General features: G+C 70.8%; 15 protein-coding genes. 8 read left to right on the plus strand and 7 right to left on the minus strand.

Going from position 1 to position 15,193, the window contains the following annotated elements; translation table 11 throughout:
• Window positions 1-6 precede the first annotated feature (6 nt).
• Entirely contained in the window at window positions 7-795 is a 789-nt protein-coding gene (locus ACIRPT_RS01935; protein ID WP_403820726.1) for a hypothetical protein, read from the minus strand.
• An 89-nt stretch (window positions 796-884) separates the two neighbouring features.
• Between ACIRPT_RS01935 and ACIRPT_RS01940 the strand changes: the two genes are divergently transcribed.
• Entirely contained in the window at window positions 885-1,289 is a 405-nt protein-coding gene (locus tag ACIRPT_RS01940) for a hypothetical protein (protein WP_403820729.1), read from the plus strand.
• Here the strand turns inward: ACIRPT_RS01940 and ACIRPT_RS01945 are convergent.
• The gene (locus tag ACIRPT_RS01945) at window positions 1,232-1,516 is read right to left on the minus strand and encodes a hypothetical protein (protein WP_403820733.1); all 285 of its coding nucleotides are present in this window, start codon (window positions 1,514-1,516) and stop codon (window positions 1,232-1,234) included. The genes ACIRPT_RS01940 and ACIRPT_RS01945 overlap by 58 nt on opposite strands.
• A gap of 90 nt (window positions 1,517-1,606) precedes the next feature.
• Between ACIRPT_RS01945 and ACIRPT_RS01950 the strand changes: the two genes are divergently transcribed.
• Window positions 1,607-2,503: an oxygenase MpaB family protein gene (locus ACIRPT_RS01950; protein WP_403820736.1), complete on the plus strand. Its 897-nt coding sequence runs from the start codon at window positions 1,607-1,609 to the stop codon at window positions 2,501-2,503.
• Window positions 2,504-2,516: 13 nt separating this feature from the next.
• Here the strand turns inward: ACIRPT_RS01950 and ACIRPT_RS01955 are convergent, their stop codons facing one another.
• Window positions 2,517-3,128: a class I SAM-dependent methyltransferase gene (locus tag ACIRPT_RS01955; protein ID WP_403820739.1), complete on the minus strand. Its 612-nt coding sequence runs from the start codon at window positions 3,126-3,128 to the stop codon at window positions 2,517-2,519.
• Window positions 3,125-4,609 (minus strand): purine-cytosine permease family protein, encoded by a 1,485-nt coding sequence (locus tag ACIRPT_RS01960; RefSeq protein ID WP_403820742.1) that lies wholly within the window; start codon window positions 4,607-4,609, stop codon window positions 3,125-3,127. Before ACIRPT_RS01960 ends, ACIRPT_RS01955 begins: the two co-directional genes overlap by 4 nt.
• Before the next feature lie 308 nt (window positions 4,610-4,917).
• Here ACIRPT_RS01960 and ACIRPT_RS01965 point away from each other — a divergent pair, with 308 nt between their 5' ends.
• Complete coding sequence (locus ACIRPT_RS01965; protein ID WP_403820745.1) at window positions 4,918-5,532, plus strand: GTP-binding protein; 615 nt, start codon at window positions 4,918-4,920, stop codon at window positions 5,530-5,532.
• A gap of 31 nt (window positions 5,533-5,563) precedes the next feature.
• Here ACIRPT_RS01965 and ACIRPT_RS01970 read toward each other — a convergent pair whose 3' ends face one another.
• The gene (locus tag ACIRPT_RS01970) at window positions 5,564-5,992 is read right to left on the minus strand and encodes a PPOX class F420-dependent oxidoreductase (protein ID WP_403820747.1); all 429 of its coding nucleotides are present in this window, start codon (window positions 5,990-5,992) and stop codon (window positions 5,564-5,566) included.
• Window positions 5,993-6,156: 164 nt separating this feature from the next.
• Here ACIRPT_RS01970 and ACIRPT_RS01975 point away from each other — a divergent pair, with 164 nt between their 5' ends.
• Both ACIRPT_RS01975 and ACIRPT_RS01980 read left to right on the plus strand, forming a co-directional pair.
• The gene (locus ACIRPT_RS01975; protein WP_403498182.1) at window positions 6,157-6,564 is read left to right on the plus strand and encodes a roadblock/LC7 domain-containing protein; all 408 of its coding nucleotides are present in this window, start codon (window positions 6,157-6,159) and stop codon (window positions 6,562-6,564) included.
• 79 nt (window positions 6,565-6,643) lie between these two features.
• Window positions 6,644-7,540: a DUF6397 family protein gene (locus ACIRPT_RS01980; RefSeq protein WP_403820750.1), complete on the plus strand. Its 897-nt coding sequence runs from the start codon at window positions 6,644-6,646 to the stop codon at window positions 7,538-7,540.
• On the opposite strand, the gene ACIRPT_RS01985 is transcribed toward ACIRPT_RS01980, so the two are convergent.
• Both ACIRPT_RS01985 and ACIRPT_RS01990 read right to left on the minus strand, forming a co-directional pair.
• Window positions 7,471-8,340 (minus strand): acyl-CoA thioesterase, encoded by an 870-nt coding sequence (locus ACIRPT_RS01985; protein ID WP_403820753.1) that lies wholly within the window; start codon window positions 8,338-8,340, stop codon window positions 7,471-7,473. The two genes, ACIRPT_RS01980 and ACIRPT_RS01985, sit on opposite strands and share 70 nt — an antisense overlap.
• A gap of 52 nt (window positions 8,341-8,392) precedes the next feature.
• A complete protein-coding gene (locus tag ACIRPT_RS01990; protein ID WP_403820756.1) occupies window positions 8,393-10,906 on the minus strand; it encodes a DEAD/DEAH box helicase in 2,514 nt (837 codons plus the stop codon).
• A 500-nt stretch (window positions 10,907-11,406) separates the two neighbouring features.
• Between ACIRPT_RS01990 and ACIRPT_RS01995 the strand changes: the two genes are divergently transcribed.
• The 3 genes from ACIRPT_RS01995 (at window position 11,407) to ACIRPT_RS02005 (ending at window position 15,071) form a co-directional block, all read left to right on the plus strand.
• Window positions 11,407-12,813: a purine-cytosine permease family protein gene (locus ACIRPT_RS01995; RefSeq protein ID WP_403820758.1), complete on the plus strand. Its 1,407-nt coding sequence runs from the start codon at window positions 11,407-11,409 to the stop codon at window positions 12,811-12,813.
• A gap of 113 nt (window positions 12,814-12,926) precedes the next feature.
• Window positions 12,927-14,123, plus strand: a complete 1,197-nt coding sequence (locus ACIRPT_RS02000) for an alpha/beta hydrolase family protein (protein WP_403820761.1) — start codon at window positions 12,927-12,929, stop codon at window positions 14,121-14,123.
• A gap of 156 nt (window positions 14,124-14,279) precedes the next feature.
• Window positions 14,280-15,071: a metal-dependent hydrolase gene (locus tag ACIRPT_RS02005; RefSeq protein WP_403498193.1), complete on the plus strand. Its 792-nt coding sequence runs from the start codon at window positions 14,280-14,282 to the stop codon at window positions 15,069-15,071.
• Window positions 15,072-15,193: the final 122 nt, after the last annotated feature.

Consider the following 15,193-nt stretch of genomic DNA (forward strand, 5'->3'; position numbering starts at 1 on the left):
CGGGCCTCAGGAAGGCCGTACCGCCAGCTCGTCCAAGGACGACAGCAGCCCCGGAAGTTCGGGCCCCCGGCCCACCGGATGCACCTCGCCGGGCTCCTCGTCCAGCAGCACGAACGCGATGTCGTCGGTGCGGGCCACCATGCTCCAGCCCGGCCCGTCCACCCGCAGCGTGCGCGCCTCGCCCGCCGCGAACGACGACCGCACCCGGCCGGGTGGCGGTGGCTGCGTCAGATACCCGCGCGCCTCCTCCAGCACCCGCTGTACGCCCTTGTGCTTGCCCTCGCCCGGCTCGGCGAAGGCCTCCTCGTCGTCCACCTGCTCGCGCCACGACGCCCACTGCAGCGCGATCTCGTCCGCGCCCAGCCGGCGCTGGGCGGGGCCCCAGCCCTCGGCGTCCGGCGGGGAGAGCGGCGCCGGGTCCCCCTCCTGCGGCGCCGGGTCGTGCGGCGCGGACACCTCGGGCGCCGACACGGCAAGGGCGAGGGGCCAGCCGGGCAGCGCCCCGACGATGGTGCTCTCGCTGGGCGAGAGGTCGTACTCCATGCCGCAGTCCCAGGCCGCGATCGCGCAGGCCACCAGCGACACGTCCTCCGTCGCCACGGTCCAGCGCGCGCCGTTGCCGTCCTGCCCGAGGACCAGCCCGTAGCCCTCGGCATAGGGCTCGAGCCCGAGGCCGGCGCACACCTCGGGGTAGTCGTCGCCCAGCACGCTCGGGAACTGCGCAGGAGTCAACAGCACCGCCGTCAGCACGAACAGCTGGTCGCCGGCGCTGTCTGTGCTCTCGGTCGTGGGCACTCGGGGCCTCCCTATCCGATCGATCCGGAATCCATCGGCGCACCTTAATTGGCTGGGTAGCGCCTTGTCACCCGCCGTACGCTGCACGCATGTGTATCTACAGCAGCACGACGCACGCAGTGTGCCTGGACTGCCGCCTCGCCTACAAAAGGCCGGCGACCTCGCAGGAGCCGGGTTCCTGCCCGCAGTGCCGTGCCGAGCTGATCAATGCGGGTGCCGACCTGGAGGTCCCCAAGAAGCGCGACAGCGCCGGCTGGCGCGCGCTGACGGCCGTACTGCGCTCCGGGCTGACCTTCCACGGCGGCTGCTGCGGTACGGGACCCGGCTACCGCCCGCGCACCCCGCGCGAGATCCGGGAGCGGCTGGCCCTCGCCGAGCGCACCGGCATGCCGGTCAAGCAGGCGCTGTCCGTGCCGGACCCCACGCTGACGGACCGTTACGGCGCCACCGGCAGTCCGAGCAGCTCGCGGGCGACCCTCAGCGGCGGCTGCTGACGCTCCCGCGCCAGCGCGATCACCGCCCGGCAGGCCAGCTCGTTGACCCCAAAGGCGAGCGCCTCCGGCGACACCCAGGCCGCGGCTTCCGCGCCGCGTTCCTCGTCGTTCTCCGCGCCCGCCGCCACGTGCACCGCCGCCGCCTCGAACAGATTGTGCGCCCGCCCCGTGTGCGCGGGTCTGACCCCGCGAAATCTCCGGGGAATGTCGCGTATGAATCCGGCCATTTCCACTCCTGATCCGCCGCCCTGCACTCGTTGAAGTGTGCCCAAAGCGCATAAAGTTGGAACTTCGGCGGGCGAAGGGACGGACACCAGGTGCGGCGCTATGACTGGCTGAAGGAGATCCGGCGGCTCGATCCGGAACAAGATTTCCTGCGGATCTACCGCATCACCGCGACCCATGAATTCCCCTGGGACATCACCAGGGCCCTGGAATTGGCGCTCTACCGCACCTATGCCGTGCCCGGCATCGGCCGACTGCTGGCCGAAACCGCGGAACTGACGGACCGTACGCAAAAGCGCTACGACGACACCGCTCTCCTTCTGGACGCCGTCCTGGAGCACGGCTTCGACGGGACGGACGGCCGGACGGCGATCCGCCGGATGAACCAGATGCACCGCAGCTACGACATCAGCAACGACGATATGCGCTATGTCCTGTGCACCTTCGTGGTGGTGCCCAAACGCTGGATCGACCAGTACGGCTGGCGCCGGCTGAGCGAGCACGAGAAGCGCGCCATAGCGGCCTATTACCGCACCCTCGGGCGCCATATGGGGATCACCGAAATCCCGGAGACCTTCGAGGATTTCGAGCGCTGTCTGAATGCCTACGAGGACGCGCACTTCGGCTGGGACGAGGGGGCCCGGCGGGTATCGGACGCCACGCTGGGCCTGATGGCGGGCTGGTACGGCCCGCTCGCCCCGGTGGTGCGCGGCGCGAGTATGGCCCTCCTGGACGACTCCCTGCTGGCCGCCTTCCGCTACCCGCAGCCCAAACCCGCCGTCCGGAAGGCGGTGCACGGTGCCCTCAAGCTGCGCGCCCGGGCCGTGCGGCTGCTCCCGCCCCGCCGGAAGCCGCACTACGCCCGCCAGAACCCCGAGATCAAGGGATACCCCAACGGGTTCCGGGTCGCCGAACTCGGCACCTTTCCCGCCGCGCGAGGGACCGGCGGCTGCCCGGTCCCGCACACCGAGGACCCGGCTCCCCGGTGAGCGGCGGGGCGCGTCACCCCTGGCGGACCGCCAGCGCCAGATAGCGGGCGTCCTCATCCACGTACCGGACGAGGTCCCAGCCGCTGCCCGCCAGGAGGGGCCGCAGATTCGGCTCCGCCCTGAGGTCGCCGGGGGTGATCGGGCGGCCCTTGCGCGCGGCGAGCGCCGCCCGGCCGATGGGATGGAAGAGGGCCAGCCGGCCACCGGGACGCACGGTCCTGGCGAGTTCGGCGAGGCCGCCCGCCGAGTCCGGCAGATGCGAGACGAGACCGGCGGCGAAGACGCCGTCCAGCGCCCCGTCGGGCAGCGGAAGCCGGGTGACGTCGGCGAGCAGCAGACCCGCGGAGCGGTCCCGACCGGCCCGTACGGCCTGGTGCAGCATCTCCGGGGTGAGATCCACGCCCAGCACCGTCCCACGCGGCCCCACGGCCGTCCGTAGCGCGGGCAGGGCGCGCCCCGTACCGCAGCCGGCGTCCAGGACCTGGTCGCCCTCCTGGAGGCCCAGTTCGGCGACGCCCGCGGCATAGGCGGGGCCGTCGTCGGGGAACTTGGTGTCCCAGCCCGCGGCGCGCGGCCCGAAGAAGGCACGGACGTCGTCCGGCCGGTCGGCGTGGTGGTCGGTCATCGGTCTCCTCGGGGGGCGGAACGGTCGGCGAGCGGCGCGGTGACGGCGTACAGGACGCCCGCGACGATCAACGCCACCACGACGCCGAGGTTCATGGCGCCCAGCGTGCCATGCGCGGCGCCGTCGCTGAGCAGGAAGCCCACGGCCTTGGCGAGGTGCGGGTCGGCGGAAGTGATCAGACCGAGGCCGACGGCGGTGGCCAGGACGAGCGAGAGCACCGCGGGCCATCCCAGGGCCCGTACGGACGCGGGATCGAAACCCGACCGGCGGCGGCGCCACTGCTCCACCAGGAACACCGCCGTCCAGGCGGCCATTGCCACCCCGATGATCGACAGGAAGGCCTGGAACGTGGCGAAGAAGCTGGGCGAGACGAACAGGACGTACCACCCGCCGCCGGCCATCAGTACACCGTCCACCAGGACGGCGAGATGGCGTCGGATCGGGACGCCCAGGGCCAGCATCGACATGCCGGAGCTGTAGATGTCCATGATCGCCCCGGAGGCGAAGCCCCCGATGGCGGTGAGCAGATACGGCACGAGGAACCAGGTCGGCAGCTCGGCCGCGAGCGCGCCCACCGGGTCGGCGGCCGCGGCCTCCGCGAGTTCGGGGTCACCGGAGTTCAGCAACACCCCGAAGACCAGCAGCACCACGGGGGCCAGCACCCCGCCGAGGGTCGTCCATGCGGCGATGCCCCGCCCGCTGCTGGTCCGCGGCAGGTAACGACTGTAATCGGCGCCGCAGTTGACCCAGCCCAGCCCCAGCAGCGTCATCGCGAAGATGATGCCGCCGATGAACGTACCGAGATCGCCCGGTGCGCCGCCGACCAGCGTGGAGGGATCGATGCGGTCGGCCATCAGCACCATGTACACCACGGTCATCAGGGTGATCGCCGCGGTCAGATACTTCTGCACCCGCATGATCAGCGCGTGCCCGAAGATCCCGACGACCACCACCGACACCGCCGTCACCCCGAAGCACAGCGCCTGTCCCGCCGTGGTCGGCGTCGTCCCGTCGGCCCGCGCGAAGGTGCCGGGTGAGATACGCGCCAGGATGACGGCTCCGCCCAGCGAGGAGAGCGCGACCAGCACGGTCTCCCAGCCGACGTTGGAGACGTAACTGAACAGCGTGGGCAGCTTGTTGCCCTGCCGCCCGAAGGAGAGCCGGCCGATGGCCATGGTGGGCGCGCCCGTGCGCGCCCCGGCTATGGAGATCAGGCCGACCAGGACGAACGACAGCACATAGCCGATGGCCCCGGTGACGATCGCCTGCCACGGGTTGAGCCCGAGGCCCATGAGGTAGCTGCCGTACGCGATGGACAGCAGGGACAGCCCGGACGCGGCCCAGGGCCAGAACAGGGAGCGGGGCGTGCCGTGCCGCTCCGACTCCGGAACCGGATTGATCCCGTTGCGTTCGACGGAACCGGCCGAGAGGTGCGTATCGCCGCCGCCACCCGCCGGCTCCCGCGTCTGCTGCTGCGTCATGAGCTCATGATCCCGCACGGCGGGGAACCGGCAGCGGGCGCCGGACGTTCCGCGACCAGAACCGTCCGGGAGAGCACAACGACCGGTCCCCGGCGGGCCGGACGATACGACGGAACGCACCGCTCCGAACGCAACAACCCGAACTCCTGACGGTTTTGTTGAAATCGAAGGTAATCGCGATCAGTCGGCGGTACGGTCCTCGCCATGGATTTCCGGACGGCACTCTGCCGCCGGGGGCTCCCCTCGTCGAGCCCTGCATCCGAACACCCCCGTGACGTGCGTGACCCGCATTCAGGAGGAGACGTCTGATGAACGCTGCACGAGGGGCCCAGGAGGGCGCGACCCCGGGCCCCGACTCCGAGCTGGGCCTGAAGATCTTAGTCGCGGGCGGCTTCGGAGTGGGCAAGACAACCCTGGTGGGATCGGTCAGCGAGATCCGTCCGCTGCGCACCGAGGAGCGGCTCACCGAGGCGGGGGAGTCGGTGGACGACACCGGGGGCGTGGAGGGCAAGAGCACCACCACGGTGGCCATGGACTTCGGCCGCATCACCATCCGGCAGGGCCTGTCCCTCTACCTCTTCGGCACCCCGGGCCAGGGCCGCTTCTGGTTCCTGTGGGACGACCTGTCGGACGGTGCGCTGGGCGCCGTGGTGCTGGCCGACACCCGGCGCCTGGCGGACTGCTTCCCGGCGGTGGACTACTTCGAGCGCCGCGCCATACCGTTCCTGGTAGCCGTCAACTGCTTTGCGCAGTCGCGGTCCTATGGCGCCGATGAGGTGGCCCGCGCCCTCGACCTGGACCGTGGGACACCGGTGGTGCTCTGCGACGCGCGGGACCGCGACTCCGGCAAGGAAGTGCTGATACGGCTGGTCGAACACGCCGGTCGGCGGCACACCGCCCGGCAGCTGCATTCGGTGGGGTAGCGGGCCGGCCGCCCGGTCGCCGGACGGCCGGTCAGCCGGCGAGGTCAGCGATGGCGACGGCCTTGTCGATCCGCACGCGCACGACGAGTTCGCCCGGTACGCCGTTACGGGCGCCGTACTCCTCCGCCCGGTCCTCGCCCATGTAACGGGCCGCGATCCGGGTCGCCCAGTGCCGCACCTCGGTGAGCTCCTCGCTGATCTCCGCCGTCCCCTGGACGACCACGAAGGAGAACGGCGGCCGCTCGTCGTCCACGCACAGCGCAACTCTGCCGTCGCGGGCGAGATTGCGGCCCTTGACCGTCTCCTTCCCCGTGTTGAACACCAGCTCATCGCCGTCCATGAGGAACCACACCGGGGCGATGTGCGGGCTGCCGTCGGCCCGTACGGTCGACATCTTGCCGGTGCGGGTGCCCTCGGAAAGGAACTTCCGCCACTCGTCCTTGGTCATCTTGTGTGCCATGCCGACATCCTCCCGCCCGCCGCGGTCCGGCACGAAGTGGCACGCCGGGCCGGGACCCGCTTGCCCAGACGCCGGAGGTGGGACAGGCTGGCACGGCAGTCGCCCACTGACTGCGCACTGCCGTCCGGTCAAGGAAGCGGACGGGGATACGGGGAGGAAGCGGCATGGCACTGAGCAGCGGACTCGACTGGCTGCTGGACGACCTGACCAAGCGGGTGGAGAAAGTACGGCACGCAATGGTGCTCTCCAACGACGGGCTGGTGACCGGAGCGAGCCAGGCGCTGGAAAAGGCGGACGCCGAACATCTGGCGGCGGTCGCCTCGGGACTGCACAGCCTCGCGAAAGGCTCCGGGCTGCACTTCCGGGCCGGGCGGGTACGCCAGACCATGGTCGAGTTCGACGAGGGGATGCTGTTCGTGACGGCGGCGGGCGACGGCAGCTGCCTGTGCGTGCTGGCCGGAGCCGACGCCGACATGGGTCAGATCGCCTACGAAATGACGCTGTTGGTCAATCGCGTGGGCGAGCATCTGGCAGTCGCGGCCCGCCAGCCGGAAAGTTATCCACAGGCCTGAGGCGGGGGTTGACCGGCCGTCACACCCCGCCGCTACAGTCGTGACTGTCAGTAATCGACTGTGGTGCGGGGGAAGTGACATGACAGTGATGTGCGAAGGGCAGCAGGCGTTCGCCGTGGGGCGAGCCGCCCAGGAACTGGAGCTGAGGAGCGGCGAGTTCGAGCTGGCCACCCAGCTCGGTGAGGTACGGACGGTCCCGGCCGGGGCGGAGGACCGGCCGGGCGCCGCCGGACCGCTCGGACGGCGCCGGGTACCGGCGCAGGAGATCGCCCGGCTCCAGGCCGAGCCGGGCTTCCCGGACGTGCTCCGCGAGCGCATCCGCACGGTCGGCACGAACGAGGCGGCCGAGCTGATGCGGATCGGACCCGGACGCTTCCAGCGCCTGACCCGAGCCGGCTGCTTCGGCCCGGTCAGGTTCTATGTGAACCGCTTCGGTGCGGTGGTCTGGCTCTATCTCGCCGCCGAGATCGCCGAATTCGCCGACCGGGAGCCGGAATTGCTGCGGGGCAACACCCCGGCGGCGATGCGGGTGGTCCTCGACGGCGGACAGGACTGGCGGCCGCGGCAGTGGCGCGCCCGGCGGGTGGCGCAGCTCATGGGGCAGACGGACGACCCCTGGGAATCGGCGGCGGTGATCGCTGCCGTGCTGCCGCCGGAGGAACTGGCCTCCGTCGTCGAAGACCCCAGGGAGCGCTTACTGCTCCGCCGGCTCAGGCCCGTCTTCGCGTCCGTGATGACGGCGACCGTCGCCGCCCGGGAATCCTTCGAACGGGTCCTGGCGGCGGAGGAGTTCGACGAGGTGATGTGGTACCGCGTCAATCTCACCAGGGCCCTCGAAGCCGCCCGCAAGGAAGACCCGGGGCGGCATCGGAGCCCGGTGGTACGGCAGCCCGCGAGGGAGCGGAATCAGCCGCCGAGCTTTCGGAACAGTCCCTCCTGGACGACCGAGACCAGCATCCTGCCCTCGCGGTCGTAGATCCGTCCGCGGGCCAGGCCCCGGCCGCCGGTGGCGATCGGGGACTCCTGGTCATAGAGGAACCACTCGTCCGCGCGGAACGGACGGTGGAACCACATCGCATGGTCGAGCGAGGCCATGTCGAAGCCCCGAGGCCCCCACAGCGGCTCGATCGGGATGCGGACGGCGTCCAGCAGCGTCATATCGCTGGCGTAGGTCAGCGCGCAGGTGTGCACCAGCGGATCGTCACCCAACGGCCCCACCGCGCGCATCCATACGGCACTGCGCGGCTCCGCACCGTCGATCTCGTCCGGCGTCCAGCGCAGCCGGTCGACATACCGGATGTCGAACGGCTGCCGCCGGGCGAACCGCTCCAGGGCCTCGGGCAGATCGCCCAGGTGCTCGCGGACCTCGTCCGCGACCGTGGGCAGGTCCTCCGGGGCGGGCACCTCCCGGCGCATCGGCAACTGATGATCGAAGCCGGCTTCCGGCTGATGGAAGGAGGCGGTCAGATTGAAGATCGTGCGTCCCTGCTGGACGGCGACGACCCGGCGGGTGGTGAAGGACCGCCCGTCACGGACCCGCTCGACCTGGTACACGATCGGCACTCCGGGCCGGCCCGGCCGGAGGAAGTACGCGTGCAGCGAGTGGACCGGGCGGTCACCTTCCGTCGTCCGCCCGGCCGCCACCAGCGCCTGGCCCGCGACCTGCCCGCCGAAGACTCGCTGGAGGCTTTCCTGCGGACTTCGGCCCCGGAAGATGTTCACCTCGATCTGCTCGAGATCCAGCAGATCCACCAGCCTCTCGGCGGGATTGGTCATGACCGGTGGCCCTCCGTCGCATCCCTCGACGGCCTCGGTCGAAGCCGTCTCCTCACAGCTGCCCCACATCGGTGACGCGCACCACCGCACGCCCCTCCTCGTCGGAGGCGGCCAGATCCACCTCCGCGGAGATGCCCCAGTCGTGATCACCGTTCGGGTCGGCGAAAGTCTGCCGTACCTTCCACAGCCCGTGCGCGGCATCCTCCTCAATTGCCAGCAGCTTCGGACCGCGCGCGTCCGGGCCGGTGCCCAGGTCGTCGTATTCGTCCCAGTAGGCGTCCATCGCGTCGCCCCAGGCGTCCGCGTCCCAGCCGGAGTCGGCATCCATCTCGCCGAGCTCCTCGACCTTGTCCAGCGCCGCCAGCTCCACCCGGCGGAACATCGCATTGCGCACCAGCACCCGGAACGCACGGGCATTGGCCGTGATGGGCCGGACCTGATCCGCCCTCTCCTGCGCCTGATCCGCCGTCTCCTCCTCGGGATTGGCGAGCTGCTCCCATTCATCCAGCAGGCTGGAGTCCACCTGCCGCACCATTTCGCCCAGCCAGGCGATGATGTCCTGGAAGTCCTCGGACTTCAGGTCGTCCGGCACGGTGTGATCCAGCGCCTTGAACGCACTCGCCAAGTAGCGCAGCACGATCCCCTCGGTGCGCGCCAGCTCGTAGAACGACGTGAACTCCGTGAAGGTCATGGCGCGTTCGTACATGTCCCGGATGACGGACTTCGGCGACAGCGGATGGTCGCCCACCCACGGATGGCTCCGGCGGTAGAGGCCGTAGGCGTGGGAGAGCAGCTCGTCCAGCGGCTTGGGGTACTCGACGTCCATGAGCCGCTCCATGCGGTCCTCGTACTCGACGCCGTCGGCCTTCATCTGGGCGACCGCCTCGCCCCGGGCCTTGTTCTGCTGCGCGGCCAGGATCTGCCGGGGATCGTCGAGCGTGGACTCCACGACCGAGACCATGTCCAGCGCGTAGGACGGCGACTCGGGGTCGAGGAGATCGAACGCGGCCAGCGCGAAGGTGGACAGCGGCTGGTTGAGCGCGAAGTCCTGCTGAAGGTCGACGGTCAGCCGGACGATCCGGCCCTCCGCGTCCGGCGTCTCGAGCCGCTCCACGATCCCGCCGTCCACCAGCGACCGGTAGATCGCGATGGCCCGGCGGATGTGCCGCAGCTGGTTGCGGCGCGGCTCGTGGTTGTCCTCCAGCAGCTGACGCATCGCCTCGAAGGCATTGCCCGGCCGCGCGATCACCGACAGCAGCATCGCGTGAGTGACCCGGAAACGGCTGGTCAGCGGCTCGGGGTCGGAGGCGATGAGCTTCTCGAAGGTGTTCTCGCCCCAGTTGACGAAGCCCTCCGGCGCCTTCTTGCGTACGACCTTGCGGCGCTTCTTCGGGTCGTCGCCCGCCTTCGCCAGCGCCTTCTCGTTCTCCACGACATGCTCCGGCGCCTGCGCGACCACGAACCCCGCCGTATCGAACCCGGCCCGGCCCGCCCGGCCGGCGATCTGGTGGAACTCCCGTGCCCGCAGCGTCCGCACCCGGGTCCCGTCGTACTTCGTCAGCGCGGTGAACAGCACCGTACGGATGGGCACGTTGACCCCGACGCCCAGCGTGTCCGTACCGCAGATCACCTTCAGCAGGCCCGCCTGGGCCAGCTTCTCCACGAGCCGGCGGTACTTCGGCAGCATGCCGGCGTGGTGCACCCCGATGCCGTGCCGCACATAACGCGACAGGTTCTGACCGAACTTGGTGGTGAACCGGAAGTTCCCGATGAGCTGCGCGATCTCGTCCTTCTCGGCGCGCGTACACATATTGATGCTCATCAGCGCCTGCGCCCGTTCCACGGCGGCGGCCTGCGTGAAGTGCACGATGTAGACGGGCGACTGCCGGGTCTCCAGCAGCTCGGTGAGCGTCTCCGTCATCGGGGTGCTGCGGTACTCGTACGACAGCGGCACGGGCCGGGTCGCGGAGCGCACCACCGACGTCGGTTTGCCGGTGCGCCGGGTCAGGTCCTCCTCGAACCGCGACATGTCGCCGAGCGTCGCCGACATCAGGATGAACTGCGCCTGCGGCAGTTCCAGCAGCGGGATCTGCCAGGCCCAGCCGCGGTCCGCCTCCGCATAGAAGTGGAACTCGTCCATGACGACCTGGCCGATGTCGGCGTGCTTGCCGTCGCGCAAGGCGATGGAGGCGAGCACCTCGGCGGTGCAGCAGATGACCGGCGCATCGGAGTTGACCGAGGCGTCGCCGGTCAGCATCCCGACGTTCTCGGTGCCGAACAGCTTGCACAGATCGAAGAACTTCTCCGACACCAGCGCCTTGATGGGCGCGGTGTAGAAGGTGACCTGGTCGTTGGCGAGGGCGGTGAAGTGCGCGCCGGCCGCCACCAGGCTCTTTCCGGAGCCGGTGGGGGTGGACAGGATGACGTTCGCACCCGAGACCACCTCGATCAGCGCCTCCTCCTGGGCAGGGTAGAGCGCGATGCCCTGCTGCTCGGCCCAGCCCGAAAAGGCTTCGAAGAGGGCATCGGGGTCGGCGTCGTTCGGCAAATGATCGATGAGGGTCACGCCCCCATACTGCCTGCCCGAAGCCCGGATCAGGGAACCGGCCGCACATATGAAGATCGGGTGGCCCCCGCGCCGGCCTCCCGAGCGGTGCCGGCGACCGGCCCGCGGCATCTGAGCTGCGACGATACGGCCCGCGGCAGCCGGGGACGAGCCCACCGCAGGGACGTCCCCTCCCTCCCGGGGACGTCCATGATCCAGACGAGGCCGGCGAACCGCGGGAAGGGTGTGTACGCCGTCGACCCGCTCCGGTATACCGAGGCGTCGCCACCGAGGCCGTCCCCGCTGCGGAGGAGACGCGGCCGGCGGCCGGCCCCATGGCTTCTACGATGGATTGCGCCGGCGAGACGTTCCCTTCCCCCGCGATCCCTCGCCACCACTGCCAGAAAACCGCTGGTCGGGAAGGCGGCGGCCGTATCGGCCGGCCGGCCCAGGGCCCCCTTGCCCGGTCCTCCGGCCGCTCGGCTTACCGTAAGGCGCCGCAAGCGAAGCCCAGGAGAGTCATGACCATCGAGCAGTCCACCTTCGGCGGGCGAATGCCCGCGAGAGCCGGCGACCTCGCGGTCGAAGGTCACGGTATCGAGCCGGTGCCGGAAAGTAACCGCTACGGAAAGCCCGGACGGCTCTTCACCGTGTGGTTTGCGCCCAATCTCACCATGAGCGGCGTTTTCACCGGCACTGTGGGTATTTCGCTGGGGCTGGACTTCTGGACCGCGCTCATCGCGATGGTGCTCGGCACGGTCGTCGGCGCGCTGCCGGCCGCCTATCTGTGCACCTGGGGCAGCCAGACCGGCACCGGCCAGCTGCCGCTGTCGCGACTGGCCTTCGGCGGCGGTGTGGCGCTGCCCGGGGTCATGCAGTGGCTCTCCTCCATCGCCTGGGACGCGCTCATCGGTCTGTTCGGCGGCGAGGCGCTGGCCCAGCTGCTCGGGTGGCCGTTCTGGCTGGGTGCGCTGGTGGTCCTGCTGCTGCAAGGCGCCGTCGGCGTCTTCGGCTACGAGGCCCTGCATCAGCTCCAGTCCTGGATGACCTTTGTGCTGGGTGCCGCCTTCCTGGTGCTCAGCATCAAGCTGCTCTCCGGCGTGCCGCTCCCCGTATCGGGCTCCGTGCACGGCGCCGACCGTGTCGGTGCCTTCGTCCTGACCAGCACCATCGCGCTGAGCCTGGCGATCTCGTGGGCGCCCTACGCCTCCGACTTCAGCCGCTATCTGCCCCGTACCACCTCGCGGCCCCGGATGTTCTGGTACTCCGTGCTCGGCATGGTGCTCTCCTACGTCTGGGTCCAGACGCTGGGGCTGTGGGGCGCCAAACTGTTCACCGACCAGACCGCCGCCGGCGTCCACGGCCTCCTGGGCGGCGGCGCCCTCGCCGCCTTCGGACTGCTGGCCATCGCGGCCGCGGCCGTATGCAGCAACGCCATGAACGACTACAGCGGCTCCCTGGCCCTCCAGGCGGCCGGCGTACGGATCCCCCGGCCCCTCGCCGCCGGCGCCGCCGCCGTGCTCGGCTTTCTGCTGGTCCTGTGGATGCACTCGGCCGACACCACGGCCCGCTTTCAAAACGTCCTGCTGTTCGTGGGCTACTGGATACCGGGCTTCATCGGCGTGGTGATCGTCGATGCCCGGCAGCGGGCCAAGGCCCGAAAGGGCGCACCGATCGACGTCGCGGCCGAGTTCGCGCGTCCCCAGCCCTGGTGGCCCGCGGCCGTCGCCTTCGTGGCCGCGTTCGCCGCCGCCGTGCCGTTCATGGACACCGCCCTCTTCGTCGGCCCGGTAGCGGCCGCGCTGCATGGCGCCGATCTTGCGTACTACGTCGCCTTCGTGGTCGCCGTCGCCGTCTATGCGCCCCTGCGGCTCATAGCCGGCACACGTGCGGCCCGGACGCCGGAAGCGGCGGGCGCCGGGGCGTAACGGGCGGCGGTGATGGACCGTTCGGAGGGGATACGGAAACGGCTGCGGCCCGGGGTACCCGCCGAGGGTAAGGGTGAGGCGACCCCTGCCGCCCTCGCCAAGGAGCCGCGCCCGTGCCTCCTCTCTGCAGCGATCCGCTGTTCCAGTCGTTCACCGAGCGGGCGCTTGCGCTGAGCACCCGCGGGGGCGCGGAGTACGGCGAGTGCGAGAAGACCGTGGGGCGGATCGTCCCGGGGGACGCCGCCGGATGGCACCGGGAATGGTCGGCGACCGCCGCGACGGTGGAGTCCTGGGCGCGCGAGAGCGACGAGCGGGGCCGCCGGGTGAGCGCCCGCGAGGCGTACCAGCGGGCGAGCACCTATTACCGCGCCTCCTACTTCCCGCTCTTCGGCGCCCCGGTCTCCCCTCGGCTGGTCGAAGCGTTCGACCACGAGAGCCGCTGCTTCGCCCGCTTCGCGGAGCTCGCGGAGCACCCCATGCGGCCGGTGGAGATCCCCTTCGAGCGCACCACCTTGCCCGGTTACCTGTGCGCGCCCCGGGACGGGGGCAAGCGCCGGCCGACGCTCATCGGCGTCAACGGCTATGACTCCAACATCCACGAGATGTACTGGTCGCACGCCGTTCCCGCGCTGCGCCGCGGCTACGCCTGCCTGCTCGTCGACGGACCGGGCCAGGGACGGTCCCTCGTCAAGGACGGCCTGACGCTCCGCCCGGACTGGGAGACCGTGCTGCGTCCCGTCGTCGATCATGCCCTGACGCTGCCGGAGATCGACGCCGAACGGATCGCCGTCATGGGCTGGAGCTTCGGCGGCGCTCTGGCTCCGCGCGCGGTCAGCGGCGAGCCGCGGATCGCGGCGCTGATCGCCGACCCCGGGCACTGGGACCCCTCGGCCTTCGCCAGGCAGCTGCCGCTGCCGCAGGACCTCAAGGAGCGGCTGTTCGAGGTGGACCCGGCGGAACTGGATCCGTACCTCGCCGGGATCGCGGACGACCCGACCCTGAACTGGAAGTTCGTCCAGCGCGGGCTGTGGGTGCACGGTCTGCGTTCGCTCGGCGAGTACGTCGTGGAGATGAGGCGCTACCGGCTCGCGGAGGTGGTGGCCGCCATCGCCTGCCCCACCCTCGTCGCGGCCGCCGAGAACGACCCGACGTCGGCGCAGGCGGAGCAGCTGTACGACGCGCTGGAATGCCCCAAGACCCTGGTCCGCTTCACGGCTGACGAGGGATCGGCCGGGCACTGCGAGAGCCGGAACCGCTCCCGGTTCGACCAGCGGGTCTTCGACTGGCTCGACGATGTGCTGGGTGTCTGAGGCCGCACCCGCGCGACCTGCGGAGATCATCTGACGCTACGCTGAGTCGCCGAGCCGACCAGGCGTCACAAGCGTGGTGGCGGAGCGGGGCCGGGAGCGCCTTCGCGGCGCGCGAGCCGACACAACAGCCGACACGACAAAGGTGGGGGAACGACCATGATGGGACCGGCGCATTCGCTGTCCGGGGCCGCGGCCTGGCTGGGGGTGGGCGCGGCGGCCGATGCGGCCGGGCATCCGATGCCCTGGCCGGTGCTGTTGTGCGGAGCGCTGATCTGTGCGGGCGCGGCGCTCGCCCCCGACCTCGACCACAAGTCCGCGACCATCTCCCGCGCCTTCGGCCCCCTCTCACGGATGGTCTGCGAGGTGGTCGACAGCATTTCGCACGCGGTCTACAAGGCCACCAAGATGCGCGGTGACTCCAACCGCAACGGCGGGCACCGCACCCTCACCCACACCTGGCTGTGGGCCGTGCTGGTCGGCGGCGGCATGTCGCTGCTGGCGATGCAGGGCGGCCGGTGGGCGGTCCTCGGCATCCTCTTCGTCCATATGGTCCTCGCCATCGAGGGCCTGCTGTGGCGGGCGGCGCGGGTCTCCAGCGATGTGCTGGTGTGGCTGCTGGGCGCGGCCTCGGCCTGGATCCTGGGCGGCATTCTCGACCAGCCGGGCAACGGCGCGAACTGGCTGTTCACGGGGGCCGGCCAGGAGTACCTGTGGCTGGGCCTGCCCGTCGTGCTCGGTGCGCTGGTCCATGACATCGGCGACGCGCTGACCGTGTCCGGCTGCCCCGTGCTGTGGCCCATCCCGATAGGCCGCAAGCGCTGGTATCCGATCGGTCCGCCCAAGGGCATGCGCTTCAAGGCGGGCAGCTGGGTGGAGCTCAAGGTGCTGATGCCGGTCTTCATGGTGCTGGGCGGCGTCGGCGCCCTGGGAGCCCTCGGCTACATCTGACCGGCGCGGGGGGCGGCCCCCCGCCCCCCCGGCCCCCCCCCCCCCCCCGCCCCCCCCCCCCGCCCCCCCCCCGGGGGGCGGCGCCCCCCCCCCCCCCCCCCCGGGGCCGCACCCCGCCCCCC

It is taken from the genome of Streptomyces sp. NPDC101227 (assembly GCF_044767545.1).
Classification (GTDB): Bacteria; Actinomycetota; Actinomycetes; order Streptomycetales; family Streptomycetaceae; genus Streptomyces.